Raw genomic sequence first — 25,627 nt, 5'->3', positions numbered from 1 at the left:
CGAGGCCCGGTCGCGCCCATGCGCGGCCGGGTTTTTTCTCGCCGACTTGGACGGCTATGCGAGGCGGCTCCAGTCTCGAACGCACTGTCGACAAGGCGCCAATGGCCGAAGCTTCGATGTTTAGTCGTGTCGACGTCAGCGCGCGAGCTTGAGCCGATCCGACGCGGCCGGACTTTGTATCGTGGCCGGCGTCGCTCCAGGTTCCGGTCCTGAATTCTCCCAGTGGGCGAAGGCGACGCTGGCGAGAATGAGTGCGATGGCGACCGGGAACAGGAAGCGTGACATGGGCCGGAAACCGAGGTGTGGGGCCTCGGTTCCGGCGGTGCGGCTATCGGGCCGGAGCCGTGTTGCCTGTGCCAGCTCCGACGCCCGGCCGCGCGGTGCCGGTGCCCGGCACAGTTGCCGCACCCGCCGCGCCCGTTGTGGTGCCGGTGGTCGCGGCAGGTGCGCCCTCGTTCATCTTCTGGCTGTTGCTCTTGACCGAACCGGGATTGTTCATGTTGCCGGTCGCACTGCCGCCGCCGGCTGGCTGCTGGGCATAGGCGGTACCGGTCAGGGCGACGGCGAGCGCGGCCGCGAAGCCGTAAGTCTTGATGCGCATGTGCGTTTCCTCGGTTCGGCCCGTCTTCGGGCTCCTAAGACAACGCGGCCGGACCCGGTCTGTTCGCTGGGGATGTGACTTCACCTGAGGCGGAGCAAAGGAGCGGTGTGGTCAGCGGTTCGGCGGATCGATCCACACCCGCGGGCCCGGGACCGCGGGATGGGCCGGGGCCTCGCTTTTCCGGGCCGGCCGAATCGGGGCAGCGTCGGCCTTGGTCGCCCGCGTGATCGATCCGGTCGTCAGTGGATCGGCCCAGGACGATGCGAGTTCGGCGACCTGCAAGGGCGGCGCCGGCAAGTTGCTCTGATACCCCGCCACGATGGCAGCTAGCCCGGTGCCGACCAGGACGAGGGCCAGCCCGTCGATGATCCTATGGCCCAGTCTCGGCATATCACCCACGCGTGTTGAGGAGCCTCCTGGCTACGACCGTAGGCTTAACGAACTGTGCCCGGATCCGGCGGATCGGCACGGGCCTGCGCAACGATCCCGGTCGCCGGGCGCTTACCGCGACACGATCCGATGAGAGGCGACATCCGTGGAAGCCAGTGACCTGAAGCAGCACCCGCCCTTCCGGGTGATCACGTCTCGCGATGGCCATGAGGTCATCTCCGAGGATGTCGAGACTGAAATCGCCGCGCGGACCCGGTTCGCGTCGGCGATCGACCTGTGCAAGACCCGGGACGACGCGCATTCCCACCGCGTCACTCTGCAATCCGCCGGCGCGACGATCGCGGTCTGGCCTGAAGCCGGCGCGTGATCGAGAGAATTGGCCATGCGTGATTTGTTGCCGAGGGCCTCGAGCCTTGGGGCTCTGCTCATCGCGCGCAAGCAGACGCTGGCGGTCGCCGAGTCGTCCTCCGGGGGGCTCGTCGCGGCCGCGCTCCTGTCGGTGGCTGGCGCCAGCGCGTATTTCCTCGGTGGCGCCATCGTCTACACGGCCGAGGCCCGCGCCTGCCTGCTCGGCATCGACGCCGCTGCGATGGCCGGCCTGCGCTCGGCCTCCGAAGGCTATGCCGCACTCCTGGCCCGGACGGTCCGGGAACGGCACGGCGCGACCTGGGGTATCGCCGAGACCGGCGCCGCCGGCCCAAGCGGCAACCGCTACGGCGATGCGGCCGGGCACACCTGCCTGGCGGTCAGCGGACCGGTCACGCTGGTGTCCACGATCGAGACCGGCGGCGCGGACCGGGTCGCGAACATGCGGGCCTTCGCTGGCGGCCTCCTCGATCTGCTGGACCGGGTTCTCACGGAGGAGCGCTGAGCGGCGCGGGGCGTCGGCGGGCCGGAACGGGCCTGCCGGCCCGACGTTCCGCCTTGTCGAACCGGCCTCGCTCCAGGAGATCCACGTGCCTCAGAGATACCCGCTTCGGTTGTGGGTCTTGCGCCATGGCGAAAGCTCCGGGAACGTCGCCCGCGACGCAGCCCAGGCTGCGGGCGCCGCGCGCATCGACATTCCGGAGCGCGACGTGGACGTGCCGCTCAGTGCGCTCGGCCATTCTCAGGCGGAGGCTCTGGGGCGGTGGTTCGCCAGCCTCCCCGACGACGAGCGCCCGAACCTCGTCCTCGCCTCGCCGTACCGGCGCGCGGTCGAGACGGCCGAGGGGATCCGCAGGGCGGGCGGCGTCGCATCCGCTACGCCGCGGCTCCTCGTGGACGAGCGGCTGCGCGAGAAAGAGTTCGGCATCCTCGACCGGCTGACGCGGATCGGGATCGAGAGACACCATCCCGAGCAGGCCGAACTGCGCCGCGATCTCGGCAAGTTCTACCATCGCCCGCCGGGCGGCGAGAGCTGGTGCGACGTGATCCTGCGCTTGCGCAGCGCCCTCGACACGGTCGGCCTGCACCATGATGGGCGCCGGATCCTCCTGGTCGCCCACCAGGTGGTTGTGCTGTGTCTGCGCTACCTGTTGGAGGAGATGACCGAGGCCGAGATCCTGGCCATCGACGCCCGGGGGGACGTGCCGAATTGCGGCGTGACCGAGTACGCATTCTCGGCCTCCGCGGCACCTGGCGGCGGGCTTGTGCAGATCCGCTACAACTTCGTCGCACCCCTTGAGGCGGAAGGCACTCCCGTTACCTCCGAACCCGGTGCCGACGCGACTGCGACGTAACTCGTGCACGGCGGCAGCCTAAGCGCCCGGGGGAAACCATGAGCACCGTCACGCCGGTCACCGAGCACATCCTCCGCAGCATGGCCCCGCCCGAGCCGGACGGCGACAGCAAGGACGGACGTGGCCGCGTCCTCATTGTGGCCGGATGTACGGGCCTGCCCGGCGCGGTGCTGCTGGCGGCCCATGCGGCACTCCGGGTCGGCGCCGGAAAGCTGCAACTTGCGGTCTGCCAGGACCTGGCGATCCCAATCGGGATCGCGGTGCCGGAGGCGCTGGTCGTCGGGCTCAAGCAGACCGAGGACGGTGGCATCGACCGCTCCTGCGCCGAGGCGCTCGCGAAGCGGGCGGCCCGCGTCGATGCGGTTTTGGTCGGACCCGGCATGTCCGAGGATGCCGACGCAGAGGGCGTCACCGGGGCTCTGGTCCGCGGAGCCGGCGAGGCCGCGCTCGTCCTCGATGCCGGCGCCCTTGCCGCGTTGCGTGCCGTCCCCGACCTGACGCGGAGACTGACCAAGCCGGCGATCATCACCCCGCATGCCGGCGAGATGGCGCAACTCCTCGATGAGGATCGTGCGGCGATCGAGGCGGATCCATTGGCAGCGGCCCGACGCGCGACCGAGCGCTTTGGCACGGTCACGGTCATGAAGGGTGGCCGAACCCATGTGGTCGCCCCGGATGGCCGCGCCTGGTGCTACGAAGTCGGCCATGTCGGGTTAGCCACGTCGGGCTCCGGCGACACGCTCGCGGGCCTCGTCGTCGGCCTGCTGGCCCGCGGTGCCGAGCCGGAGGCGGCCGCCCTTTGGAGTGTGTACGCCCACGGCGAGGCCGGGCGCCGGCTCGCGCGCCGCTACGGCGGCATCGGGTTCATGGCCCGCGAGATCCCGGGGGAGATCCCTTGCATCCTGGCCGAGGTCATGACGTAGCGGCTTGCCGACGGCACCGGACCGGAGCGTTCGCAACGGCAGAGGATGGCTTAAACGCTGGGTCTCACTCCGCCGCAGTCGCGGAAAATTCGCCTTCCGGAGGCGAACCGAACTGTGCCGCGTGCAGGCGGCGATAGACGCCGTCGGCATCGAGCAATGCCGCGTGCCGCCCCTGCTCGACGATGCCGTCCTCACCCAGGACCACGATGCGGTCGGCGTCGCGGATCGTCGCCAGCCGATGGGCGATGACCAGGGTCGTGCGTCCCTGTGCGAGGTCGGCCAGCGCCTGCTGGATCTCGCGCTCGGTCTGCGTGTCGAGGGCCGAGGTCGCCTCGTCGAGGATCAGGATGGGCGGATTCTTGAGGAACACCCGCGCGATGGCGATGCGCTGCTTCTGCCCCCCGGACAGCCGCACCCCGCGCTCGCCCACCACCGTGTCCAGCCCGGTGGGCAGGCTGTCGATCAGCGCGCCGAGCCGGGCGCGGCGGGCTGCCTGGTCGATCTCGGCCTCGGTGGCGTCGAGGCGTCCGTAGGCGATGTTCTCGCGGATCGTGCCGGCGAACAGGAACACGTCCTGCTGAACGATGCCGATCTGCCGCCGGAGGGAGGCGAGGGTGAGCGCGCGCACATCGATGCCGTCCAACGTCACCCGCCCCGCCGCGACTTCGTAGAAGCGCGGCAGCAACGCGCAGAGCGTCGTCTTGCCGACGCCCGACGGGCCGACGAAGGCGATTGTCTCCCCCGCGGCGATGGCCATGTCGAGCCCGGCGAAGATCGGGCGGCTCGCGTCGTAGCCGAAGCTCACGCCCTCGAAGCGGATGTCACCGCGCAGGGTCCCCGCATCGATGGCGTCCGGCCGGTCGACGATATCGGGTTCGGTGGCCAGCAGGTCCTGGTAGCGGCGAAAGCCCGCCACCCCCTTCGGATAGGTCTCGATCACCGCGCCGATCTTCTCCAGCGGGCGGTAGAAGACGCCGACCAGCAGCAGGAAGCCGACGAAGCCGCCGGCGGTCAGGTCGCCGCGGACCACGAAGGCCGCGCCGCCGAGCAGCACTGCGATCTGGACCAGGCGCAGGCCGAGATAGTTGATCGACAGGCTGGCCGCCATGAGCCGGTAGGCTTCGAGTTTGGTGTCCCGGTAGCGGGCGTTGTCGCGGGCGAACAGGGCGCGCTCGTGCTGCTCGTTGGCAAACGCCTGCACGACCCGCATGCCGCCGACATTCTCCTCGATGCGCGCATTGAAAGCGCCGACCCGGCCGTATTGCGTCTGCCAGTTCCGGGTCATGCGGCCGCCGTAGCGCAGGCTCACGAAGGCGATGACCGGCAGGATTGCACCGGTGATCAGCGCCAGGGTCGGGTGAACCCAGACCATGAGGGCGAAGGCCCCGATGAGTGTCATCACGGCGATGAACAGATCCTCGGGCCCGTGGTGGGCGACCTCGCCGATCTCTTCCAGATCCTTCGTCACCCGGGCGACGAGGTGACCCGTCTTCTGCCCGTCGTAGAACCGGAAGGAGAGCTTCTGCAGGTGATCGAAAGCCCGCGCCCGCATCGTGGTCTCGATGTTGATGCCGAGCACGTGGCCCCAGTAGGTCACCACCACCATCAGGCCGGCATTGGCCACGTAGACCAGCGCGAGGCCGCAGGCCGCCAGCACGATCAGGCTCCAATCCTGCTGCGGCAGCAACCGGTCGACGAAGACCTTCACGGCGATCGGAAAGCCGAGTTCCAGCAGGCCGGACAGCACGGCGCAGCCGAAATCCGTCAGGAACAGCGTCCGGTGCGGCCTATAATAAGCGAGGAAGGCCTTCAGCATGGCGGACGGGTCAACGCTCGGTGGCGCGTTCGAGGGGGCAGAGCGCTCCGCAGGACGGGACGCCCGGAAGGCGGTGGCGCAGGCAGCAGACCCGCCGGCGCCGGCAGCCCGACGCATCTGCGCACAAGGCCTGCGCGAGGGGGTTCCTACCGCAGGCGAGCGTACCGCGCCATCCGAGCCTGGTCGCGGCGGCCGTGCAGGCCGGGTCATTTGCGCCGCCGAGTTCCCCGGCGACGTAGTCGAGGATCACCGCCGCGTTCCCCCACAGGACCCGGGGGGCGATGCCGCATCGGGCGTGGCACATCTCGACGAACGGGCTCAGGTGCCCCTCGACCAGACCCGCCAGGCCGGACGCGCAATCCGACGACCGGCAATCCGGGGTCTCCGCCGGGACCAGGAGGCGGGCGGGCCGGCCGGCATCGTCGAGTTCGAGACGTGTCGTGTCGAAGCCCAGCGGCAGCGGGCGCCCAAGGCGGATCAGGGCGGTCAGGGCCGGTGTCGCGAGAGCTGCCAGGTAGAACTGGCTCCAGTACGAGACCAGGACGCGCCGGTCGGCGGCCCCGTATCCGGCTCCGAAGGTTGCCAGCGTCGCGTCGAAGACGGCCGGCTCGCGCAGCGCGGCGACGGGAAGCGCCGTGGGACCGCCGGGCCCGACGGCGACGCCGCCCCGGTACGCCTCCAGGGAGGCCGGGACGCATGCGGCGATCTCGGCGATCATCGTGCCCCAACTCCGTCGGCCCGCAGGGTCCGATCGACCGTCACCACCAGCGCCGCCACCGCGGCGGCGTAGATCGGCAGCGCGGCTCCGAAATAGGAGGGCCACCCGATCCACTCGGCCAGAGCCGGGGCGGCGACCCGGAGCGGCATCGCCGCGAAGAATGCTGCGCCGAACAGCAGCGCATAGTCCGTGGCCGGCCTCGGCCCCTGCGCCCAGCGGTAGATCATGTTGAACACCGGCACGCCCAGGATCCCACCGCAGACGAAGTTCAGGATGGTCGCCGCGACCGCAACATCCACTGCGCCGGCGGCACAGGCGGATGCCATCACGCCGCCGGAGGCGAGGACGCCGACCGCCCCGATGGCGATCAGCCGGGCCGTGCCGAAACGTGCGGCGAGGCCGCCCGCGACAAGCGCCATGACGAGGTTGATCGCCGGCAGCACCGTGCCGGTGAGAAAGCCGACCTGCGCGAGCGGCACGCCGAGATCGAGCAGCGCCAGCGTGTTCGGCCCCGACAGGAGGTAGGCGGCGGCGAAGTAGGAGCCGAGTACCAGGATCCGCGCGCCGAGGGCGCGCAGGCGGGCGAACGACCCCGACCACCGTTCCGGCAGACCGCCGGACCCGCGGAGCCGGGCCTCCGGGTAGCCGAGGATCGGCAGGAGACAGAGGGCGTCGAGCGCGGCGCAGGCGAGAACGGCAACCCGCCATCCAAGGATATCGTAAGAGCCGACCAGGACGCCCACGCCGAGGATGCCGCCGAGGGACGCCCCGCAGAGCTTGGCCGAGGCGACGAACGCCCGTCGCTCCGCCGGGATCGTCTCAACGACCAGGGCCTCCAGGGCGATGTCCATGGTGGCGACGCAGGCGCAGGCCGCGATCGCCAGCAGGAGCAGCGCCGACACCGGCCAGTGCTCGCCGAAGCTCAGGACGCCCAGCAGCAGGACCGTCACGCCCTGTGCGGCGACGATCCATCCGACCCGGTGGTCGAGGAACGGCAGGCGGATCCGGTCGATGGCACCGGCCCACAAAAAGGTCAGGCCCACCGGCAGGTTGATGAGCTGCAACAATCCGACTTCGGCGAGATCGAGCCCCCGGACCCGCAGGATCAGCGGCGCTCCGCCGGCGAGGAATCCGAGGGTCGCCCCGAAGGTCATGTACAGGCAGAAGAACGGCGCGAGGGGGCGAACGCCCGCCAGGGACCCGCCCAGACGCAGCCCGACCTCGGCGTCGCTTGCCCGGGTCACCGGGTGCAGCATCGCATGCGCCGTCCGGCCTCGGGATCTTTGCCCCAAGCCTCATCGTGCCCCGATCGAGGTCCGTGTCGGCAGCGCCAGTTTATAATCAAACTAATTCAATATTTTTCTTTGGGTATACATGTTTAAACCGTGCAGATCGGACCCGGCAAGCCTTCGATGCTGGACAATATGCGCGCGGAGACCCGCGACATCGACCCGCCCTACCGCTCCGGCCCATACCCGGCCAGGAACACCCGGACTGCGCCGTCGACCTGATATCGGATCTCGGCCGCGCCCGCCGCATCGCCGGCCGCAAAGAGCAGGCGCGTCATCTGGCCGGCCTGGCAGAGGTGCAGGAAGTGCCTTGCGGCGAGTTCGGTGTCGGCGACGCGGAGCCGGCCAGCCCGCACCTGGGCGTCCAGATAGCTAGACAGCCGCGCCACGCCGCAGGCCGGACCGGCCTCGTAGAAGGCCTGTCCGAAGCGCGGGAATTTCTCGCAGGCGCCGATCACCATACGGACCACCGCCACGTGCTCCGGCCGACCCATCTCGGTCAGGAAGCTGGCGCCGAGTTTCGTCAGCACGGCCGGCACGTCGGGATCGTCGGCGTCCAGGGTGAACAGGGCCTCGGCCAGGCTGCTCTTCTCCCGGATGATCAGCGCCTCGAACAGATCCTCCTTGCTGTCGAAGTAGACGTAGAGCGTGCCCTTCGAGACGCCGGCCGCCCGGGCGACCTCGCCCATGCTGGCTCCGTCGAACCCCGCCGCCAGGAAGACCGTGCGCGCGCCGTCGAGGATCTGTCGCCGCTTGTCGCTTTCGATCGGTGACGATCCCCGTTCCAGCACCGCGCCCTGAATCATCACCCACTCCGCGTCCAACACGCCGTTTCCCTTGACCGAACCGTTCGGTCAATTTACCCTGAAGTGAGATTCGACGTGGGTCAAGGCACGTCCGGTGTGTTGACGGAACGGTTCGGTCATCAGGTCAGATGCGTACGATGTCCCTACGCGAGGATGGCGACCGGTCCGGTGCGCACAGCGAGCCATCGGACGAGGAGCGTGCCGAAGGGCCCGCACCGGCGACCGTTCAGCCCCGTCCCGCCGTGATGTCCACGACGGCCCCGATCGTTCAGGAACCCGGACCAGCCAGGAAGCGCCCGCTCCGGCGCATGGTGCTTGTGGGAGTTCTGGCTGCAGCCCTGGCCGGCGGCGGCTACGAGGGCTGGCAATGGTGGAGCGTAGGGCGGTTCTTCATTTCGACCGACGACGCCTATGTGCAGGCCGATATCTCGGTCCTGGCCGCCAAGGTTTCCGGCTATCTCGAATCCGTGCCCGTGGTGAACGGCCTCTCGGTCAAGAAGGGCGACGTGATCGCCAAGCTCGACGACGGCGATTATCGCCTTGCGCTCCAGGCCGCGCAGGACAAGCTCGCCACGCAGGAGAGCACGATCGTACGGATCGGCCGGCAGGTCGAGGCCGCGCAGGCGCAGGTCGCCCAGGCCTCCGCCCAGATCGACGCGAGCCGCGCCGATGCCGTTCGCGCCCAGGCCGACTTCGCCCGGGCGACCCAGATGCAGGCGGATTACGTCGCCAAGTCGCGGATCGACCAGGCCCGCGCCGACCGGGACCGGACCGAGGCTTCCGTGAAGGGCATGGAGGCCGGGCTGCTGGCGGCCCGGGCCAACGTCGACGTGCTCCAGGCCCAGAAGCGCGAGGCGGAGCGCCTGTCGGCCGAGTTGCGCACCGCGGTCGACCGCGCCCGGCGCGACCTCGACTTCACGGTGATCCGCGCCCCGTTCGACGGCGTGGTCGGCAACAAGGCGGTCGAGGCCGGCGCCTATGTGGCGCCGGGCACCCGGGTCGCGGCCCTGGTCCCGCTCCAGAGCGTGCGCATCGACGCGAACTTCAAGGAGACGCAGGTGCAGCGCATGCGCCCGGGCCAGCCAGTGATCGTGACGGTGGACGCCTACCCCGATCGCGAGATCCACGGGGTGGTCGAATCGTTCTCGCCGGCCTCCGGTTCGGTGTTCAGCCTGCTGCCGCCGGACAATGCCACCGGCAACTTCACCAAGATCGTCCAGCGCCTGCCCGTGCGGGTGCGCGTGCCCGATGAGATCGCCCGCGAGGGGCTGCTGCGGCCCGGCCTCTCGGCCGAGGTGCGGGTCGATACCCGGACCGGCACCGACCGCTCGGTCCTCGACCAGGCCGCGAACCGGCGGTTCGACGCGGCAAGCCGCTGAGCCCGACCATGGCCGCCACCGCCGCCGCCATCCCGGCCGGAGCCCCGGCCGCCGAGCCGCCGATGGACCGCCGCCGCATGGTGGCGTTCTTCTGCATGGTGTTCGGGATGTTCATGGCGATCCTGGACATCCAGATCGTCTCGGCCTCCCTCAACGAGATCCAGGCCGGCCTTTCGGCCTCCGGGGACGAGATCCCCTGGGTCCAGACCAGCTACCTGATCGCCGAGGTCATCTCGATTCCGCTGTCGGGTACCCTGTCGCGGGTGCTCTCGACGCGCTGGATGTTCGCGATCTCGGCGGGCGGCTTCACGCTGATGAGCGTGATGTGCGCGACCTCCTCGTCGATCTCCGAGATGATCGTCTGGCGCGCCGCGCAGGGCTTCATCGGCGGCGGCATGATCCCGACCGTGTTCGCCGCCGCGTTCACGATCTTCCCACCGTCCAAGCGTACCATCGTGTCGCCGATGATCGGTCTGGTGGCGACGCTGGCGCCAACCATCGGGCCGACGATCGGCGGCTATCTCACCGACCTGATGTCCTGGCATTGGCTGTTCCTGATCAACGTCGTGCCCGGCATCGTCGTGACGGTCTCCACCTGGATCCTGATCGATTTCGATAAGCCGAACTACGGCCTGCTGAAGTCGTTCGACTGGGCCGGCCTCGCGTTCATGGCGGGTTTCCTCGGCTGCCTCGAATACGTCCTCGAGGAGGGTCCGAACCACGATTGGCTGCAGGACGAGGCGGTCTTCGCCTGCGCGGTGGTCTGCGGGGTCTCGGGACTGCTGTTCTTCTGGCGTGTGTTCACGGCCAGGCAGCCGATCGTCGACCTGCGCGCCTTCTCCGACCGCAACTTCGCCAGCGGCTGCGTCGCGAGCTTCGTGCTCGGCATCGGCCTGTACGGGCTGACCTACATCTACCCGGTCTACCTCGCCCGGGTGCGCGGCTACTCGGCGCTGATGATCGGCGAGGCCATGTTCGTCTCGGGTCTGTGCATGTTCGCCACCGCGCCGATCGCCGGCCGGCTGTCCGGCAAGGTCGATCCGCGGATCATGATGGGGATCGGCTTCGTCGGCTTCGCCTGCGGCACCTGGATCGTCACCGGGCTTACGAAGGACTGGGATTTCTGGGAGCTGCTGTGGCCGCAAGTGCTGCGCGGCTGCTCGCTGATGCTGTGCATGATCCCAATCAACAACATCGCGCTCGGCACCCTGCCGCCGGCCCGGATGAAGAATGCCTCCGGGCTCTACAACCTCACCCGCAACCTCGGCGGCGCGGTCGGCCTGGCTCTGATCAACACCGTGCTGAACGCCCGCTGGGACCTGCATCTCGCCCGGCTCCACGAGCGCTTCACCTGGGCCAACACCGCCGCCCTGGAGCGCCTCGACTCCATGCAGCGCGGATTCGACTCCTACGGCAGCGCGGCCCCCGGCATGGCGCTCAAGGCCATGTCCAACACGGTCCGGATCCAGGGCCTCGTCATGGCCTTCGAGGACGTGTTCCTGGCGCTGACGGTCCTGTTCCTGGCGATGGCCTGCGCCGTGCCGCTGATCCGCCGGCCCCGCGCGGCGGCTGGCGGGGGCGGGGGACACTGACGGCTTGCACTGCGTAGGCCCGAGGATATCGGGGATCGTCTGTCGCGATGTGCGCCCCGCGACCACCCGCGTCAGGCCCGGAGGATTGCGTTGGCGGTCAACCGCACCGATCTGCTAGACCGGCCGGATGGCCGGCCTGAGAAGCCGGTGCAGAGACGGCCAGGGATCGGCTTATGGACTTTCTCAACGCGATGGGCGGGACCGCCGGCGGCTTCTTCGGAGCCGTGATCCCGTTCCTGTTCGTGCTCACCGTGGTGGTCTTCGTCCACGAGATGGGCCATTTCCTGGTCGGCCGCTGGTGCGGGGTCGGCGTGCACGCCTTCTCCCTCGGCTTCGGACCGGAACTGGTCGGGTTCAACGACCGGCGTGGCACCCGCTGGAAGCTCTGCGCCATCCCGCTCGGCGGCTACGTCAAGTTCCACGGTGACGCCAACGGCGCCAGCATGCCGGATCCGGAGACGATCGCCCGGATGTCCCCGCACGAGCGGGCGATCAGCTTCCCGACCCAGCCCGTGGCCAAGCGCGCCGCGATCGTCGCCGCCGGACCCGTGGCGAATTTCATCTTGGCGATCCTGCTCTTTGCCGGCGCGATCTGGCTGGCCGGGCGCTACGAGCTGCCCGCCCGGGTCTCCTCCGTGGAACCCGGCAGCGTCGCAGCCCAGGCCGGCTTCCAGCCCGGCGACGTGATCACCGCCATCGACGGCGAGAAGATCGGCGACTTCAACGCCATGTACCGCACCGTGACCGGCAGTGCCGGCACACCGCTGACCTTCACGGTGGAGCGGGCCGAGCAACCGATCACCATCCAGGCGACGCCCGCCACCTACGAGGAGAAGACGCCCTTCGGCCGTCACCGGATCGGCCGGCTCGGCATCCGCTCGCCGGCCGGGTCGGAGGCGCGGCTGGTCCGGTACGGAGCGCTCGATTCCCTCGATCTCGGCGTGCGCGAGACCTACTTCGTGGTGGAGCGGACCTTCTCCTACCTGAGCAAGCTCGCAACCGGACGGGAATCGGCCGATCAGCTGTCGGGTCCGATCGGCATCGCCCGGGTCTCCGGCGAGGTCGCCAAGAACGGCGGCGTCGGAGGGCTTGTCGGCCTCATCGCGCTGCTCTCGGTCTCGATCGGCCTCTTGAACCTCTTTCCGGTGCCGCTTCTCGATGGCGGGCACCTGTTGTTCTACGCCTTCGAGGTCGTCCGCGGTCGTCCGCTCAGCGAGCGCGCCCAGGAGATCGGGTTCCGGATCGGCCTCGCGCTGGTCCTGATGCTGATGCTGTTCGCCGCGTGGAACGACATCCTCAACCTCGGCGCGTCCTGGCGGAACACCTGATCCGGGGATCCCGCGCGGGCACCGGTCCGGTCTCCACCGGAATCGGTGCCCTAATCCCGCCGCGATACCGCCCGGAGACTGCCCCGAAGGCGCCCCGGGCGGTGCCTAAAACAGCGTTAATGCCAGCATTGGCGGGTGCGAAAACAGGTGTGGCCTCAGAGATTTACGGGCCATTCACCATGATTGGGGCTTTGCCCGCGTGGTCCGCCCTCCGTTAAGTGGCGCGAAGGCCACGACCCCCCAAAATCCCCTGACGATGGCCTCCCGCGCGTTTGCTTGGCAGGGGAATCCCGCTAAGAGCTACGCTTGGACCTGAAGCCACGCTTGGACCAGGGTGACAGGACGACCGGTCAACGGTCGCCTGTGACGGGCTAACCCCCGCGACCAGAACAGAAACGGGCGATTGCATGATGTCGTTGACGGGGAAGCCCCGACGTAAGTCGGTGCGGAAGACCATCGTCCTAGTCGCCGCCGGTGCGGGCCTGGTCCTGAGCGGTGCCGCTCAGGCGCAGCAGATCGTCGTCCAGGGCAACCAGCGCGTCGATGCCGACACGATCCGGTCCTACGTGACCGGGACGGCGTCCGGCTCCGCCGAGGAGGCCCGGCGCAACCTGCTCGCCAGCGGCATGTTCTCGGACGTGAAGGTCGCCCAGTCCGGCGGTCGCACGGTGGTCACCGTCCGCGAGAACAACCTGATCAACCGGGTCGTGTTCGAGGGCAACAAGAAGGTCGAGAAGGCGACGCTCGAGGGCATCGTCGAGGCCAAGGCGCGGGGCCCCTACAGCGAGGCCATCGTCAACGCCGACCTCGCCCGCATCCGCGACGTCTACAAGCGCTTCGGCCGCGGCACCGCCAAGGTCACCTACCGGACCGTGGACCTGCCGAACGGCCGGGTCGACGTGATCTACCAGGTCGACGAGGGCGACAAGACCGGCATCATCTCGATCAACTTCGTCGGCAACAACGCCTACTCGGAGCGGACCCTGAAGGGGCTGATGAGCTCCTCCGAGATGAACTTCCTGTCGTTCATCAAGACCTCCGACGTCTACGATCCGGATCGCATCACCACCGACCTGGACCAGGTGCGCCGCTACTACCTGAAGAACGGCTACGCCGACTTCCAGGTGGTCAGCGCCGACGCCCGCTACGTCGAGGCCGACAGCTCGGGCTACGTCATCACCATCACGGTCAACGAGGGTGAGCAGTACAAGGTCGGCGCTGTGGCGGTGGATTCCCGCCTGCCCGGCATCGACACCGCCAAGCTCGACAGCAACATCACCGCCGCGGTGGGCGACGTCTACAACGCCGACGACGTGGAGCGGACGCTCAACAACGTCACCCGCGAGGTCAACCGCGCCGGCTATCCGTTCGCCCAGGTCCGCCCGACCGGCCAGCGCGATCCCGCGACCCACCAGGTCTCGCTGGGCTTCGTGGTCGAGGACGGCCCGCACGTCTACGTCGAGCGCATTAACATCCGCGGCAACACCCGCACCCGCGACTACGTCATCCGCCGCGAGCTGGATATCGCCGAGGGCGATGCCTACAACCGCGTGCTGACCGATCGGGCCGAGCGGCGCCTGAACGGCCTCGGCTTCTTCAAGAAGGTCCGGTTCTCCAACGAGCCCGGCTCCGCTGCCGACCGCGTGGTCATCAACATCGATGTCGAGGATCAGCCCACGGGTTCGTTCTCGGTGGCGGGCGGCTACTCCACCCAGGACGGCATCATCGGCGAGGTCTCGGTCTCCGAGTCCAACTTCCTCGGCCGCGGCCAGTATGTCCGCCTCGCCGGCACGGGCGGCCAGTACTCGCGCGGCGTCGATTTCTCGTTCACCGAGCCGTACTTCCTCGGCTACCGGCTCGCCGCCGGCTTCGACGCCTTCTACAAGTACTCCGACCTGACCCGGTACTCGCGCTACGAGACCACGGTGTATGGCGGCCAGCTGCGCCTCGGCCTGCCGATAACCGAGGAGTTCGGCATCACCCTGCGCTACTCGCTGTACAACACCGAGCTGAAGGTCCCGAATACCCTCAAGCGGCCGTACAACGACTGCTCGACGCCGATCCCGGGCTACACCGCCACCTACGCGGGCGGCACGATCGACCCGAACAGCGGCCGCAACATCGGCGGCCAGTCGGTCTACCCGAACTGCGCGTATGACGGCGAAGCGTCGATCGCCATCAAGGGCTCGCAGGGCAACACGCTGACCTCGCTGGCCGGCCTGACGCTCGCCTACTCGACCCTCGACGTGGTCGGCGCACCGCGCAACGGCCTCTACGCCGAGCTGAAGCCCGACGTGGCCGGCCTGGGCGGCGACTCGAAGTTCTTCCGCGTCACCGCGGATGCGCGCTACTACAAGGAGCTGTTCGAAGACGTGATCGGGTTCGTCCGGTTCCAGGGCGGTCACATCAACGCCATCGACGGCAAGCCGCTGCGCGTCACCGACGAGTTCTTCCTCGGCCCGTCGCTGGTCCGCGGCTTCGCGCCGAACGGCATCGGCCCGCGCGACGTCGGCATCGCCGACGCCCGCTCCAATGCCATCGGCGGTTCCACCTATATCGGCGGTACCCTCGAAGTGCAGTTCCCGCTGCCCCTCATCCCGCGGGATCTGGGCCTGAAGGGCGCGGTCTTCGCCGATGCCGGCACGCTGTTCGGCTATAGCGGACGGCGTAACTTCAACGTGAACGGCGACGGCTTCATCAACGGCATCTCGCCCCAGACCGGGAAGTGCAACTTCTCCGCATTCAACATCGGCGTCGAGCCGGAATGTGTGAACGTCCGCGACACGGCTGCGATCCGCTCCTCGATCGGCGCGTCCATCCTGTGGAACTCGCCGCTCGGCCCGATCCGGTTCGACTACGCCTACGCCCTGACGAAGGACGAGGGCCAATCGGTCTACGTGCCGCTGCTCGGCAAGGTCGGCCATATCGGCAAGGATCAGACCCAGGCGTTCCGCTTCTCCGGCGGCTCGCGGTTCTGATAAAAACCACACGCGCTGGCCGGATTTCTCCGGCCGGCGCGTTGCCCTGCATGTCAGATCCCGATTTCTTCGCCGCGACCGGCTTCCTCACCCTCGCCGATGTCGCCGCCGCCGCCGGTGCGTCCCTGCCCGAGGGTGCGGACCCGGAATACCGGCTTACCGCCGCGGCCCCGCTCGAGAGCGCTGGGCCGAACGACCTCGCCTACATGGACAATGCCCGCTACGGCGACGCGCTCACTGCGACCCGCGCCGGCGCCTGCCTGGTAAGCCCGCGCTTCGCGGCGCGCTGTCCGGCCGGGACCGTTGCGCTGGTCAGCCGCGACCCATACCGCGCCTACGCGGCCCTGCTCGGCCGCCTGCACCCGGACGCCCTGCGTCCCGGTTCTCAGTTCGGCGGCCGCAGCATCGCTCCAGGCGCCCATGTCCACCCGGAAGCGCGGCTGGAGGAGGGGGTCACGGTCGATCCCGGCGCCGTCGTCGGGCCGGGGGCGGAGATCGGGTCCGGGAGCGTCATCGGCCCGAACGCGGTGATCGGCCCCGGCGTCCGAATCGGGCGCGACTGCTCCATCGGCGCCGGCACGACCCTGAGCCACGCGTTCCTCGGCAACCGGGTGATCCTGCATCCCGGTGTCCGGCTCGGACAGGACGGTTTCGGCTTCGCCATGGGCGCCACGCACCTCAAGGTGCCGCAGATCGGCCGGGTGATCGTCCAGGACGATGTCGAGATCGGCGCCAACACCACGATCGACCGGGGCGCCTCGCGCGATACGGTGATCGGCGAGGGCACCAAGATCGATAACTTGGTCCAGATCGCCCACAACGTCGTCATCGGCCGCCATTGCGTGATCGTCTCCGGGGTCGGCATCTCGGGCTCGACCACGCTGGAGGATTACGTGGTGCTCGGCGGCCAGGTCGGCGTGGTCGGCCACCTGCGCATCGGCCGTGGCGCCCAGATCGCCGGCTCGTCCAACGTAAACCGCGACGTCCCGCCGGGCAGCCGCTGGGGCGGCACCCCGGCCAAGCCGGTGCGGGCGTGGTTCCGGGAGTTGACGACGCTGGCGCGCCTGGCCGAGCGCTCGGGCAAGGATGCGGAGAAGGATCCGCCTTCGGACGCCGTCTGATCGTAGCCCGGTGCCGGGAAACCCTTGCGCTTCCGCCGATTTCTTCCGAAGAGGGCGTCCGCCCGTCATGGCGGGCGGATATCGGTCCGCCCGATGGCGGTGACGCAAGGTACGGGATTCGATGAGCGAGGCGGCGCGCGACACCGACGAGGAGCTGGGCACAGCCGACATCCAGACGTTGCTGGAGCTGCTGCCGCACCGCTACCCGTTCCTGATGATTGACCGCATCGTCGAGATCGATCGCGATGAATCCTGCGTCGGCATCAAGAACGTCACCGCCAACGAGCCGCAATTCATGGGGCATTTCCCCGGAATGCCGGTTTTCCCCGGCGTCCTGCTGATCGAAGGCATGGCCCAGACCGCCGGCGCGATCTGCTGCCGCCACATCCGAACGGATGAGTTGCGGACCAAGCAGGTGTTCTTCATGACCATCGACAAGTGCAAGTTCCGCAAGCCGGTCACCCCCGGCGACCAGGTGCGCTTTCACATGAAGAAGATGAATCACCGCCGGACCATGTGGTGGTTCCGGGGTGAGGCCCGGGTCGACGGCGTGCTGGTGGCGGAGGCCGAGATCGGCGCCATGCTGGTGACGGAGTGAGCGACGCCTTCATCCACCCGAGCGCGGTGATCGAATCCGGCGCCGAGATCGGGGACGGCGTGCGGATCGGCCCGTTCTGCCACGTCGGCCCAGAGGTGGTGCTAGGGGAGGGGTGCGAGCTCCTCAGCCATGTGGTCCTTGCTGGCCGAACCGCGATCGGCCCCCGCACCCGGATCTTCCCGTTCGCCTCCATCGGTCACCAGCCGCAGGACCTGAAATATCGGGGCGAGGCCTCGACGCTGACGGTGGGCTCCGACTGCCTGATCCGCGAGGGCGTGACCATGAACCCCGGCACCAGCGGGGGCGGCCTCGAAACTTCGGTCGGGGATCACTGCACCTTCCTGGCCAATTCCCATGTCGGGCACGATTGCCGGGTGGGCGACCACGTCATCTTCTCCAACAACGTGATGCTGGCCGGCCATTGCAGCGTCGGCGATTACGCGATCCTGGGGGGCGGCGCCGCCGTGATCCAGTTCGCGCGGGTCGGGGCGCACGCCTTCGTGGGCGGCCTCTCCGGCCTGGAGAACGACTGCATCCCGTACGGCATGGTGCTCGGCAACCGCGCCTACCTGTCCGGGCTCAACATCATCGGCCTGCAGCGCCGGGGCTTCGCTCGGGAAGACATCCACGCGCTGCGCAGGGCTTACCGGCTGCTGTTCGCGCCGGAAGGTACGCTGATGGAGCGGGTCGAGGACGTCGCCGTGACCTTCGAGTCCCACGCCGCCGTGTCCGAGATCCTTGCCTTCATCCGGGCGGGCGGGAAGCGCTCGATCTGCACGCCCCGCGAGCTCCCGGTCCCGATCGGGGCGGCCTGAGCCCCCGTCATGGCCGATGCCGCGCCGCTGCCCGAGGGTACGCTCGTCCTGATCGCTGGCGCCGGCCGGCTGCCCGATCTGGTGGCTGAATCGCTGAACCGGGCAAACCGACCGTTCCGGCTGATCGCGCTACGCGGGTTTACCGAGCGGTCCCTGCGCGCCCGGGCCGACGCCACCGTCGACCTCCTCGATCTCGCGGCGATCCTCAAGCTGCTGCGCCGATGGGGGCCGGCCGTGATGGTCCCGGCCGGCGGCGTGTCTCGGCCGAGCCCGGCGGCGCTCCTCAATGCCGGTGCGGCCTTGCGAAATCGCGAGACCCTGCGCGCGATCGCCGGCGGCGGCGACGACCGGCTCCTGCGCGCCGCCCTGGCGCTGGTCGAGGAGGAGGGCCACCGGGTGCTCGGCGTCCACGAGGCCGCGCCGGACCTGCTCTGCCCGGTGGGCCGGCTCGGACGCCTGGGTCCCGATATGGATGCCGGCCTGTCGATCCGCACCGCGCGCAGGGTGCTCGACGCGCTCTCGCCCTACGATCTCGGGCAGGCGGTGGCGGTCTCCGGCGAGCGGGTGATCGCCGTCGAGGGGCCGGAGGGCACCGACCGCATGCTCGCCCGCGCCCGGGCGCTCGGGCGCAAGCCGTTCGGTCGGGGGCGGGCGCTGCCCGCGACCGTGCTGGTCAAGGCGCCGAAGCTCGGCCAGGACTTGCGCATCGATTTGCCGGCGATCGGCCCCCGGACCGTGCGCAACGCCGCCGCGGCCGGCTGCGTTGGCCTCGCGCTGGAAGCCGGCGGCACCCTCGTGATCGACCGGGCCGCCACTGCCGCGGAGGCCGACCGCCTCGGCCTGTTCCTGGTCGGCTACGGAACCGCGCCATGAGCGCCGCTCCCGTGTCCGCATCGAAGAAAATCTGGCTGGTGGCCGGCGAGGATTCCGGGGATCAACTCGGTGCCAAGCTGATGCGTGCGCTGCGCGCTGCGGCGCCCGGGACCGTGTTCGGCGGCGTCGGCGGCGAGGCCATGACCGAGGAGGGGTTCACCTCCCTGTTCCCCCTCGATGACGTCGCCGTCATGGGTTACCTGCCGGTGCTCGCCCGGGCTCGGACGCTGCTGCGGCGCATTCGCGAGACCGCGACCGCGGTGGTGCGGGCCCGGCCCGACGTCCTGGTGATCATCGACAGCCCGGGCTTCACCCACGCGGTCGCCCAGCGGGTCCGGAAGGCGGCGCCCGGCATCCCCATCGTCGATTACGTGTCGCCGAGTGTCTGGGCCTGGCGGCCATGGCGGGCCAAGGGCATGCGCGGCTTCATCGACCACGTGATGGCGTTGCTGCCGTTCGAGCCGGACGCGCATCTGCGCCTCGGAGGCCCGCCCTGCACCTATGTCGGCCACCCGTTGATCGAGCGGTTTCCGGACTTGCGCCCGTCCGCGACGGAGGTCCGGCGGCGGGCGGCGGTCCCCTACCGCCTCGTGGTCCTGCCGGGCTCCCGCCGGGCAGAGATCGACCGGCTGATGCCGGTGTTCGGGCGGGCGTTGGAGCTTGTCTCCCGCGTCCTCGAGGTGGAGGCTGTCCTGCCGGCCGTGACCCGCCACCGGGCCCTGATCGAGCGGCTGGCCCTGAACTGGCCGGTTCCCGTTCAGGTGCTGACCGGCGAGGCGCCGAAATATGCCGCGTTCCGAGGGGGCCGGGCGGCGCTCGCGGCCTCCGGCACCGTCACGCTGGAACTGGCGCTGGCGGGCGTCCCGATGGTTGTGGCCTACAAGGTCTCACGCGCGGAGGAGTTCATCGCCCGCCGCCTGATCCAGGTGCCCAGCATCGTGCTGCCGAACCTGATCCTGGCCGACAACGCCATGCCGGAATTCGTCCAGGCCGATTGCACGCCCGAGCACTTGGCCGAGGCCCTTCTGCCGCTGCTGGCGGGCGGCCCGGAGCGCGACGCGCAGAGCGACGCGCTCGCCCGGATCGACGGAATGATGCGGCTCTCCGGCGACGACACGCCGAGCCGGGCCGCAGCGCGGATCGTTCTGAACGCCGCCGGGGAACGGACGATCGGGCTGGCCTGACGGGTGAGTTGCTCGCTCGCTTCAGGAGCAAACCCAAGTCCTGACTTGGGGCGCATCAGCCGGAGCGGTCCGACTGCGATACGAAACGCGATAATCAGCCGCCGCGCCGCCCGCAGCGCACGTAGGCCGCTGTGCCGCGCCCGCTCGACCAGGTGAGGCGGTCGCCTTCGACCACGAGCCGCACCTGCGAGGACCAGTGCCGGCCGCGGTCGCTGCATTCGGCGGCGACCACCCAGGCGTTGCCGACGCGGTGGCCGTCGTGGAAATTGCAGATGGTGCGGCCGGCCCGGGCTCGCTCCGGCGTGATGGTGGCCGGGATGTAGCCCCTGCGTCGGGAGCGTGCCGAGCAGGCATCTGCAGTTGGCCCCCAGATGCCGGCATAGTCGGGATTGGCCGGGCTCGCTTGCCTCGGGAATACCGGTGCCGCCGGGGGAACGATCGCCGCCTGCGCGCCTGGATCCGCAGGGCTCCGAACACCGGGCGAGGCCACCGGGGGCGCGGCATCCAGGCCCTGCACCGCCGGTGCGGCCTCGTCGAGCGCGTCGAGCATCACGACCCGACGGCCCTGGGGCTTCGGGGCCGGAGCGGGCCGGGTTTCGGCCGGCTGCGTCCGGAACGGCATGTCCTCGGTGAGGTAGATCGCGCTGTAGGCGAAAAGCCCGGCCCAGCCGAGAACGAGGAACGCGGGCACGACGAAGCGGCGCTTGGAGCCGGTACGGGGTTCATCACCCAGATCGGCCAGCACGACCGCACCCATCCTCACCCCCTGATCCAGGCATCCGACGCCGATTCGGTCGCCAAGATGATGGGGAAAAGGATGCCCGAACAAAGGGCTATGGGGAACTGCCGTGTCGCTCAGCGTCCGAAGATCCCTTTCAGGAACTGGGCGGTGCGGTTGCGCTTGCGCTTGCGCTCCAGTTCCGCGGCGTCCTTGAGCCAGGCAACCTGCACCACCCGGCGCTCACCCTCGAACGGCTCGTGGCCGTGCCAGGAATTGTCGGCCCGCAGGAACGCGAACATCGTCCCCATGGTTGGGGGAACCTCCACGGCGAAGGGCGCGTAGTTGCGGCCGTCGTAGAGCACACGCAGGCGTCCGGCGGCCGGGGCGTCCCAGGCGTCGTTCATGTAGACGAGCAGCGTCAGCACCTTCGACGGGCCGTCGGTGTGGATCGAACCGTATTTCAGCTGGCTCTTCCGCATGATCGTGGTCAGCCGCGGACAGGAGACGAGATCGATGCCGAACTTCTCGCCGAGGATCTCCGAGAACGCGTCGCTCTCCAGTTCGTCGATCAGCGCCTTGAACCGGCCCTTGAGGGCGACTTCATCCACCGTGAGGTAGCCGGGCTTGGCGATGTCCGGGAAGTCGCGCCGGATTGCCTCGATGGCGTCCGGGTTCAGGACGTTGGTACCAAGCGTGTACGGGTAGGGCTCGCGGGTCACCGGGGCGGCACGCACCGCGGAAACGTCGAGGATCGAGAGGGCGGACATCTGCGGGTCCCTGGTCTCCGGCGCGCGACGGCCGGCACGCCGGCGCCAGGGGCGCGTGCCGGAGGATCATCGGGGGGGCCGGGCGCGCGCCTTGGGCGTCGGCGGTCACCAAATCTCGAGCGCTTTCCCTGATCCTCGAATCCCATAATCCGGTGATTGCGGCGGTCCAACGGCGAAAGCCGTGTGGTGGCGCATTCCGGTGACAGTCTCGGGCCGCCCGGCCGTGCAGGATGGCGCGATGCCCGAGGACTTTCTTCTCGGGTGCGTACCCGGAACCCGTCCGCGATGAGGCCGCTGGTCCTCGCCTTGCTGTGCGTTCACCTTGTCGCGATGGCGGCCGGGGTGAGCGCGTTCGCCCAATCGTCGCGGTCGTCGCGCCCCGCCGGGCCGGCGCGGATGAGCTGCGCCGAGGCGATGGCGCTCGTGAAGAGCGAGGGCGACGTGGTGATCGCCGGCGGTACCGTGCCGGAGCGTTTCGTCAGCGGCCCGGGCCAGTGCAGCGGCGGCGAGATCGCCGAACTGCGCTTCGTCCCCACCCGCGACAATCCGCAATGCCCGATCGGCTATCGCTGCCGCGAACCGGGCTTCGAGGAGTGGAACTGGTAGCGCGTGACCCGCCGTAGCGTGGCCTCGGCCGGATCGTGACGAAACTTTCACGTGACAGCGGCCGCGAAGTGCCACGTTCTCGCCATGACCCAGGGCCAAGGCCGCCGGGTTGCGTTCCCGAATGAACGCTCACGTTAGGCGGGAGACACGCGTGGCTTCACTCAGGACCGGGCTCGGGATCCAGGCCGTGCTCACGGCCGTGGCCGCGCTGATCCTGCTGGCGCTTCCGGGGATCCCCAGCCCACCGCTTTACGTCTCGCTCGCCGGCTTCGCGATGGCCGGTATCCTGATCGCCGCCAACGGCATCTCGGCCTACCTGAAGGTCTTCGTCTCGGTCTACGGGTTCGGCTACCTGCTGCTCGCCGGCCTGAAGACGAGCGCCGCCATGGGCCTGCTGCCCCCGGTGGTGGCCGCGCTGCTGCCGCCGGACTTCGCCGCCACCGGCGCGGTCGTGTTCGGCGCCATCGTGCTCGGCGTCTCGCATCTCGGTCCGATCCGCGCGATCACCGACATCGCCGACCCGTATTTCGCCAACCGCGACAAGCCGACCAAGGAGATCGGCCTGTTCCGCTGGTTCGGCAGCACCGAGGGCCGGATCGGCCGCAACCTGGTCGCGCTGTCGATCTTCGTGAACTTCGCCGACGTGGCGCTGACCCTGCGGTTCAACTTCTTTTACCGCGACATCTACAACGCGCTGCAGGAATACGACGCGACGGCGTTCTGGTACCAGTTGCTCTGGATCTTCGTCCCCCTGGCGACGCTCAACATCGCCATCGGCATGTTCGACCTATTCGTCGATTCCTCGCTGCACATCCGCTGGCGGACGTGGCTGACCCACAGCCTGTACGAGCGCTGGCTGGGCAACGGTACCCATTACCGCATCCCGTTCACCGACGAGGAAGCCGACAACCCGGATCAGCGGATCCAGGCCGACGTGAACCTGTTCATCCAGCAGACCGCGAGCCTGTCGATTCGGCTGCTGAGCCAGGCGGCGCAGCTCGTCTCGTTCATCGTGATCTTGTGGACCCTGTCGCGCGACTTCGTCGTGCCGTTCACCGATACGGTGATTCCAGGCTTCCTGGTCTGGCTGGTGATCGCCTACGCGGTGGTCGGCACCTGGCTCACCCACCTGATCGGCCGGCCCCTGATCGGGCTCAACTTCCGGCAGGAGCAGGTCGAGGCCGATTTCCGCTTCTCGCTGGCCCGCAACCGGATCTACTCGGAGCAGATTGCGCTGCTGCGCGGCGAGCGTGCGGAGGCGACGCGGCTCGGCTCGCTGTTCCATATGATCATCGACAACTACGTCGGCATCATCTTCCGGCGCATCAAGCTGATCGCCTTCACGTTCAGCTACCGGCAGGCCAGTGTGATCTTCCCGATGGTGCTGGCCGCGCCGTCGTTCTTTGCAAAGAAGATCACGCTCGGCGCTCTGCAGCAGACTTCGCAGGCGTTCTCGCAGGTGCAGAGCTCGCTGTCCTTCTTCGTGGACTCGTACACGACCCTCGCCTCGTACAAGGCCAACACCATCCGTCTCGGCTCCTTCCGCCGGGCGATGAGCAAGGCCGAGGCGCTGGAGACGGCGGGCTACGGTTTGATTCAGGGCAATGAGACCGCCAACGGCGTCACCGCCCGCGGGCTGGTACTCGCCCTGCCGGACGGCCGCGAGATCGTCTCGGCTCCGGAGCTGACCCTGCCGCAGGGCGGCGCCACCCTGGTCACCGGCCCCTCCGGCTCCGGCAAGTCGACGCTATTCCGGGCGATCGCGGGCATCTGGCCGTTCGGCAAGGGCCGGGTGGACGTGCCGGCCGGGCAATCGACGCTGCTGTTGCCGCAACGGCCCTACATCCCGCAGGGGACGCTGCGCGGCGCCGTGGTCTACCCGAACACCGTCGATCAGTTCTCGGACGACGCGATCCGCGATGCCCTGACTGCGGCCCAGCTGCCGCACTTGATCGACCGCCTCGACGAGACCGACACCTGGGAGCGGCGACTGTCCGGCGGCGAGCAGCAGCGCCTCGCCATCGCCCGGGCGATCCTGGCCAAGCCCGCCTGGCTGTTCCTCGACGAGTCGACCGCGTCGCTCGACGAGCCGTCCGAGGCCAAAATCTACCGGATGCTGCGCGAGCGGCTGCCCGATACCACCATCGTATCGATCGGCCACCGCTCGACCCTCGACGCGTTCCACGACAAGCGTATCGTGCTGGAGCCGCAGGGCAACCTGTTCACGCCCCGGGAACGCCGGGAGCCGCAGCCGGCAGAATAAGTGCCATTTATCCCGGAAGCCCGGGGAAAATGCCCCGCAGAAGTTGCGCCTTGGAAATATTAAGGAACCTGTGACTGCGGGGTCCGTTTGTCATGCGATAAATAAATCGGAGGAACGCATGACCATGATCAAGACCCTCGCGGGCGCCGGCGCTCTCATCTTGATGTCGACTGCTGCTTTCGCGGCGCCTTGCGCGACCGGGACCACCGTGACGCGCGACAAGGAAGCCAGCAAGGCCTCGACCGTGGATCCGAGCGTGAAGACCCCGACCACCCCCGGCGCCAAGGCCGAGTCGCCCGGCACCGTCGGCGCCATGACCAATGCCGGCACCGCGACCTCGCCGTCGGATGTGCAGGCCCAGTCGCAGGGCAAGCCGACCGCTGCGCAGGCCGGCAAGGGCGGCGACGACTGCTGATCTGCTGTTGATCTGACGTGACGACGAACGCCCGCCCGGCCCTGCCGCGGCGGGCGTTCTCTTGAACGAAGACGCTTACGCGGTCCGGCGTAGCTTGGAGGCTGTCCGGGCCGCGCGGGTGACGGCGTCGCGATCCAGGGCTCCGGGTTTCACGACCCAGCTGCCGCCGACGCACAACACCGACGGAACGGCCAGCCAATCCGGAGCGGTCGCCTCGGTGATGCCGCCGGTCGGGCAGAACTTCACCCGGCCGAACACGGAAGTCAGCGCCTTCAGCGCCTTGATCCCGCCCGCCGCCTCGGCCGGGAAGAACTTGAACCGGTCGAGACCGTGGTCCAGGCCGCGCATGATGTCGGCGGCGGTGGCGATGCCCGGCAGGTAGGGCACGCCGTTGGCCTTTGCGGCATCGGTCAGCGGGTTCGTAAGCCCCGGCGAGACGATGAACTCCGCCCCGGCCGCCAGGGCGCTGTCGAGATCGCCGGGGTTCAGGACCGTGCCGGCCCCGACCACCGCCCCCTCGACCTGGGCCATCTCGCGGATCACCTCCAGCGCCGCGGGCGTCCGTAGGGTGACCTCGAGGGCCGTCAGCCCGCCCGCCACCAGCGCCTCGGCGATCGGCCGGGCCTGTGCGACATCCTCGATGACGAGGACCGGGATGACGGGCACGGAGCGCATCAGAGCGTCGATGCTGGTCAGATCGTTCATGATCGGCTTCTCCGGTTC

At 69.1% G+C, this 25,627-nt stretch carries 25 protein-coding genes; 16 read left to right on the top strand and 9 right to left on the bottom strand.

What is annotated here, in order from left to right; all coding sequences use genetic code 11:
• Nucleotides 1-328 precede the first annotated feature (328 nt).
• Together FVA80_RS16385 and FVA80_RS16380 are read right to left on the bottom strand one after the other, a co-directional pair.
• Nucleotides 329-601, bottom strand: a complete 273-nt coding sequence (locus FVA80_RS16385; protein ID WP_147909809.1) for a hypothetical protein — start codon at nucleotides 599-601, stop codon at nucleotides 329-331.
• Nucleotides 602-712: 111 nt separating this feature from the next.
• On the bottom strand, nucleotides 713-991 hold the full coding sequence (locus FVA80_RS16380) for a hypothetical protein (RefSeq protein ID WP_147909810.1): 279 nt from the start codon (nucleotides 989-991) through the stop codon (nucleotides 713-715).
• A 145-nt stretch (nucleotides 992-1,136) separates the two neighbouring features.
• Between FVA80_RS16380 and FVA80_RS16375 the strand changes: the two genes are divergently transcribed.
• The 4 genes from FVA80_RS16375 to FVA80_RS16360 all read left to right on the top strand — a co-directional run bounded on the left by FVA80_RS16375 (nucleotide 1,137) and on the right by FVA80_RS16360 (nucleotide 3,635).
• Nucleotides 1,137-1,358: a hypothetical protein gene (locus tag FVA80_RS16375; RefSeq protein WP_147909811.1), complete on the top strand. Its 222-nt coding sequence runs from the start codon at nucleotides 1,137-1,139 to the stop codon at nucleotides 1,356-1,358.
• A gap of 15 nt (nucleotides 1,359-1,373) precedes the next feature.
• On the top strand, nucleotides 1,374-1,862 hold the full coding sequence (locus FVA80_RS16370) for a CinA family protein (RefSeq protein ID WP_147909812.1): 489 nt from the start codon (nucleotides 1,374-1,376) through the stop codon (nucleotides 1,860-1,862).
• An 85-nt stretch (nucleotides 1,863-1,947) separates the two neighbouring features.
• A complete protein-coding gene (locus FVA80_RS16365) occupies nucleotides 1,948-2,712 on the top strand; it encodes a histidine phosphatase family protein (RefSeq protein ID WP_147909813.1) in 765 nt (254 codons plus the stop codon).
• A 38-nt stretch (nucleotides 2,713-2,750) separates the two neighbouring features.
• Nucleotides 2,751-3,635, top strand: a complete 885-nt coding sequence (locus FVA80_RS16360; protein WP_147909814.1) for an NAD(P)H-hydrate dehydratase — start codon at nucleotides 2,751-2,753, stop codon at nucleotides 3,633-3,635.
• Between the two features lie 64 nt (nucleotides 3,636-3,699).
• Here FVA80_RS16360 and FVA80_RS16355 read toward each other — a convergent pair whose 3' ends face one another.
• The 4 genes from FVA80_RS16355 to FVA80_RS16340 form a co-directional block, all read right to left on the bottom strand.
• On the bottom strand, nucleotides 3,700-5,451 hold the full coding sequence (locus tag FVA80_RS16355) for an ABC transporter ATP-binding protein (protein WP_147909815.1): 1,752 nt from the start codon (nucleotides 5,449-5,451) through the stop codon (nucleotides 3,700-3,702).
• Between the two features lie 10 nt (nucleotides 5,452-5,461).
• Nucleotides 5,462-6,169, bottom strand: a complete 708-nt coding sequence (fhuF, locus tag FVA80_RS16350; RefSeq protein WP_147909816.1) for a siderophore-iron reductase FhuF — start codon at nucleotides 6,167-6,169, stop codon at nucleotides 5,462-5,464.
• A complete protein-coding gene (locus tag FVA80_RS16345) occupies nucleotides 6,166-7,425 on the bottom strand; it encodes an MFS transporter (protein ID WP_147909817.1) in 1,260 nt (419 codons plus the stop codon). Before FVA80_RS16345 ends, fhuF begins: the two co-directional genes overlap by 4 nt.
• 200 nt (nucleotides 7,426-7,625) lie before the next feature.
• The gene (locus FVA80_RS16340) at nucleotides 7,626-8,264 is read right to left on the bottom strand and encodes a TetR/AcrR family transcriptional regulator (RefSeq protein WP_147909828.1); all 639 of its coding nucleotides are present in this window, start codon (nucleotides 8,262-8,264) and stop codon (nucleotides 7,626-7,628) included.
• Between the two features lie 137 nt (nucleotides 8,265-8,401).
• Between FVA80_RS16340 and FVA80_RS16335 the strand changes: the two genes are divergently transcribed.
• The 9 genes from FVA80_RS16335 (at nucleotide 8,402) to lpxB (ending at nucleotide 20,132) form a co-directional block, all read left to right on the top strand.
• Nucleotides 8,402-9,643 (top strand): HlyD family secretion protein, encoded by a 1,242-nt coding sequence (locus FVA80_RS16335; RefSeq protein ID WP_147909818.1) that lies wholly within the window; start codon nucleotides 8,402-8,404, stop codon nucleotides 9,641-9,643.
• Nucleotides 9,644-9,651: 8 nt separating this feature from the next.
• The gene (locus FVA80_RS16330) at nucleotides 9,652-11,235 is read left to right on the top strand and encodes a DHA2 family efflux MFS transporter permease subunit (protein ID WP_147909819.1); all 1,584 of its coding nucleotides are present in this window, start codon (nucleotides 9,652-9,654) and stop codon (nucleotides 11,233-11,235) included.
• 173 nt (nucleotides 11,236-11,408) lie between these two features.
• Nucleotides 11,409-12,563, top strand: a complete 1,155-nt coding sequence (locus FVA80_RS16325; protein WP_147909820.1) for an RIP metalloprotease — start codon at nucleotides 11,409-11,411, stop codon at nucleotides 12,561-12,563.
• A gap of 407 nt (nucleotides 12,564-12,970) precedes the next feature.
• A complete protein-coding gene (bamA, locus tag FVA80_RS16320; protein WP_147909821.1) occupies nucleotides 12,971-15,541 on the top strand; it encodes an outer membrane protein assembly factor BamA in 2,571 nt (856 codons plus the stop codon).
• A 50-nt stretch (nucleotides 15,542-15,591) separates the two neighbouring features.
• Entirely contained in the window at nucleotides 15,592-16,662 is a 1,071-nt protein-coding gene (gene lpxD / locus FVA80_RS16315; protein WP_147909822.1) for a UDP-3-O-(3-hydroxymyristoyl)glucosamine N-acyltransferase, read from the top strand.
• Between the two features lie 121 nt (nucleotides 16,663-16,783).
• Nucleotides 16,784-17,260 carry a 3-hydroxyacyl-ACP dehydratase FabZ gene (gene fabZ / locus FVA80_RS16310; RefSeq protein WP_147909823.1) on the top strand — a complete coding sequence of 159 codons (477 nt, stop codon included), beginning with the start codon at nucleotides 16,784-16,786 and terminating at the stop codon, nucleotides 17,258-17,260.
• Nucleotides 17,257-18,075, top strand: a complete 819-nt coding sequence (gene lpxA, locus FVA80_RS16305) for an acyl-ACP--UDP-N-acetylglucosamine O-acyltransferase (protein WP_147909824.1) — start codon at nucleotides 17,257-17,259, stop codon at nucleotides 18,073-18,075. The genes fabZ and lpxA overlap by 4 nt, the downstream gene beginning before the upstream one ends.
• A gap of 9 nt (nucleotides 18,076-18,084) precedes the next feature.
• Nucleotides 18,085-18,948, top strand: a complete 864-nt coding sequence (gene lpxI / locus FVA80_RS16300) for a UDP-2,3-diacylglucosamine diphosphatase LpxI (RefSeq protein ID WP_147909825.1) — start codon at nucleotides 18,085-18,087, stop codon at nucleotides 18,946-18,948.
• On the top strand, nucleotides 18,945-20,132 hold the full coding sequence (gene lpxB, locus FVA80_RS16295; RefSeq protein WP_147909826.1) for a lipid-A-disaccharide synthase: 1,188 nt from the start codon (nucleotides 18,945-18,947) through the stop codon (nucleotides 20,130-20,132). The genes lpxI and lpxB overlap by 4 nt, the downstream gene beginning before the upstream one ends.
• Nucleotides 20,133-20,226: 94 nt before the next feature.
• Here the strand turns inward: lpxB and FVA80_RS16290 are convergent, their stop codons facing one another.
• Nucleotides 20,227-20,889, bottom strand: a complete 663-nt coding sequence (locus tag FVA80_RS16290; protein WP_147909829.1) for a peptidase inhibitor family I36 protein — start codon at nucleotides 20,887-20,889, stop codon at nucleotides 20,227-20,229.
• Nucleotides 20,890-20,987: 98 nt separating this feature from the next.
• Nucleotides 20,988-21,620, bottom strand: coding sequence for a 2OG-Fe(II) oxygenase (locus tag FVA80_RS16285; protein ID WP_147909827.1), 633 nt, complete (start codon nucleotides 21,618-21,620; stop codon nucleotides 20,988-20,990).
• Between the two features lie 285 nt (nucleotides 21,621-21,905).
• On the opposite strand from FVA80_RS16285, the gene FVA80_RS16280 reads away from it, so the two are divergent.
• The 3 genes from FVA80_RS16280 to FVA80_RS16270 all read left to right on the top strand — a co-directional run bounded on the left by FVA80_RS16280 (nucleotide 21,906) and on the right by FVA80_RS16270 (nucleotide 24,904).
• Nucleotides 21,906-22,226 (top strand): hypothetical protein, encoded by a 321-nt coding sequence (locus tag FVA80_RS16280; RefSeq protein WP_147908755.1) that lies wholly within the window; start codon nucleotides 21,906-21,908, stop codon nucleotides 22,224-22,226.
• A gap of 151 nt (nucleotides 22,227-22,377) precedes the next feature.
• Complete coding sequence (locus FVA80_RS16275; protein WP_147908754.1) at nucleotides 22,378-24,489, top strand: ABC transporter ATP-binding protein/permease; 2,112 nt, start codon at nucleotides 22,378-22,380, stop codon at nucleotides 24,487-24,489.
• Between the two features lie 118 nt (nucleotides 24,490-24,607).
• Nucleotides 24,608-24,904 (top strand): hypothetical protein, encoded by a 297-nt coding sequence (locus tag FVA80_RS16270; RefSeq protein ID WP_147908753.1) that lies wholly within the window; start codon nucleotides 24,608-24,610, stop codon nucleotides 24,902-24,904.
• 75 nt (nucleotides 24,905-24,979) lie between these two features.
• Here FVA80_RS16270 and eda read toward each other — a convergent pair whose 3' ends face one another.
• Nucleotides 24,980-25,600: a bifunctional 4-hydroxy-2-oxoglutarate aldolase/2-dehydro-3-deoxy-phosphogluconate aldolase gene (gene eda, locus FVA80_RS16265; protein ID WP_147908758.1), complete on the bottom strand. Its 621-nt coding sequence runs from the start codon at nucleotides 25,598-25,600 to the stop codon at nucleotides 24,980-24,982.
• Nucleotides 25,601-25,627 lie beyond the last annotated feature (27 nt).

The sequence above is a fragment of the Methylobacterium sp. WL1 genome (assembly GCF_008000895.1).
Taxonomy (GTDB): Bacteria; Pseudomonadota; Alphaproteobacteria; order Rhizobiales; family Beijerinckiaceae; genus Methylobacterium.
Note: the sequence above shows the minus strand (reverse complement) of the source record. Positions and strands in the feature narration are given on the sequence as shown.

Coding starts and splice junctions, on each gene's coding strand:
- FVA80_RS16385 (WP_147909809.1), bottom strand. CDS start 601: ATGCGCATCAAGACTTACGGCTTCGCGGCCGCGCTCGCCGTCGCCCTG.
- FVA80_RS16380 (WP_147909810.1), bottom strand. CDS start 991: ATGCCGAGACTGGGCCATAGGATCATCGACGGGCTGGCCCTCGTCCTG.
- FVA80_RS16370 (WP_147909812.1), top strand. CDS start 1,374: ATGCGTGATTTGTTGCCGAGGGCCTCGAGCCTTGGGGCTCTGCTCATC.
- FVA80_RS16360 (WP_147909814.1), top strand. CDS start 2,751: ATGAGCACCGTCACGCCGGTCACCGAGCACATCCTCCGCAGCATGGCC.
- FVA80_RS16355 (WP_147909815.1), bottom strand. CDS start 5,451: ATGCTGAAGGCCTTCCTCGCTTATTATAGGCCGCACCGGACGCTGTTC.
- fhuF (WP_147909816.1), bottom strand. CDS start 6,169: ATGATCGCCGAGATCGCCGCATGCGTCCCGGCCTCCCTGGAGGCGTAC.
- FVA80_RS16345 (WP_147909817.1), bottom strand. CDS start 7,425: ATGCTGCACCCGGTGACCCGGGCAAGCGACGCCGAGGTCGGGCTGCGT.
- FVA80_RS16340 (WP_147909828.1), bottom strand. CDS start 8,264: ATGATTCAGGGCGCGGTGCTGGAACGGGGATCGTCACCGATCGAAAGC.
- FVA80_RS16335 (WP_147909818.1), top strand. CDS start 8,402: ATGTCCCTACGCGAGGATGGCGACCGGTCCGGTGCGCACAGCGAGCCA.
- FVA80_RS16330 (WP_147909819.1), top strand. CDS start 9,652: ATGGCCGCCACCGCCGCCGCCATCCCGGCCGGAGCCCCGGCCGCCGAG.
- FVA80_RS16325 (WP_147909820.1), top strand. CDS start 11,409: ATGGACTTTCTCAACGCGATGGGCGGGACCGCCGGCGGCTTCTTCGGA.
- bamA (WP_147909821.1), top strand. CDS start 12,971: ATGATGTCGTTGACGGGGAAGCCCCGACGTAAGTCGGTGCGGAAGACC.
- lpxD (WP_147909822.1), top strand. CDS start 15,592: ATGTCAGATCCCGATTTCTTCGCCGCGACCGGCTTCCTCACCCTCGCC.
- fabZ (WP_147909823.1), top strand. CDS start 16,784: ATGAGCGAGGCGGCGCGCGACACCGACGAGGAGCTGGGCACAGCCGAC.
- lpxI (WP_147909825.1), top strand. CDS start 18,085: ATGGCCGATGCCGCGCCGCTGCCCGAGGGTACGCTCGTCCTGATCGCT.
- lpxB (WP_147909826.1), top strand. CDS start 18,945: ATGAGCGCCGCTCCCGTGTCCGCATCGAAGAAAATCTGGCTGGTGGCC.
- FVA80_RS16290 (WP_147909829.1), bottom strand. CDS start 20,889: ATGGGTGCGGTCGTGCTGGCCGATCTGGGTGATGAACCCCGTACCGGC.
- FVA80_RS16285 (WP_147909827.1), bottom strand. CDS start 21,620: ATGTCCGCCCTCTCGATCCTCGACGTTTCCGCGGTGCGTGCCGCCCCG.
- FVA80_RS16280 (WP_147908755.1), top strand. CDS start 21,906: ATGAGGCCGCTGGTCCTCGCCTTGCTGTGCGTTCACCTTGTCGCGATG.
- FVA80_RS16270 (WP_147908753.1), top strand. CDS start 24,608: ATGACCATGATCAAGACCCTCGCGGGCGCCGGCGCTCTCATCTTGATG.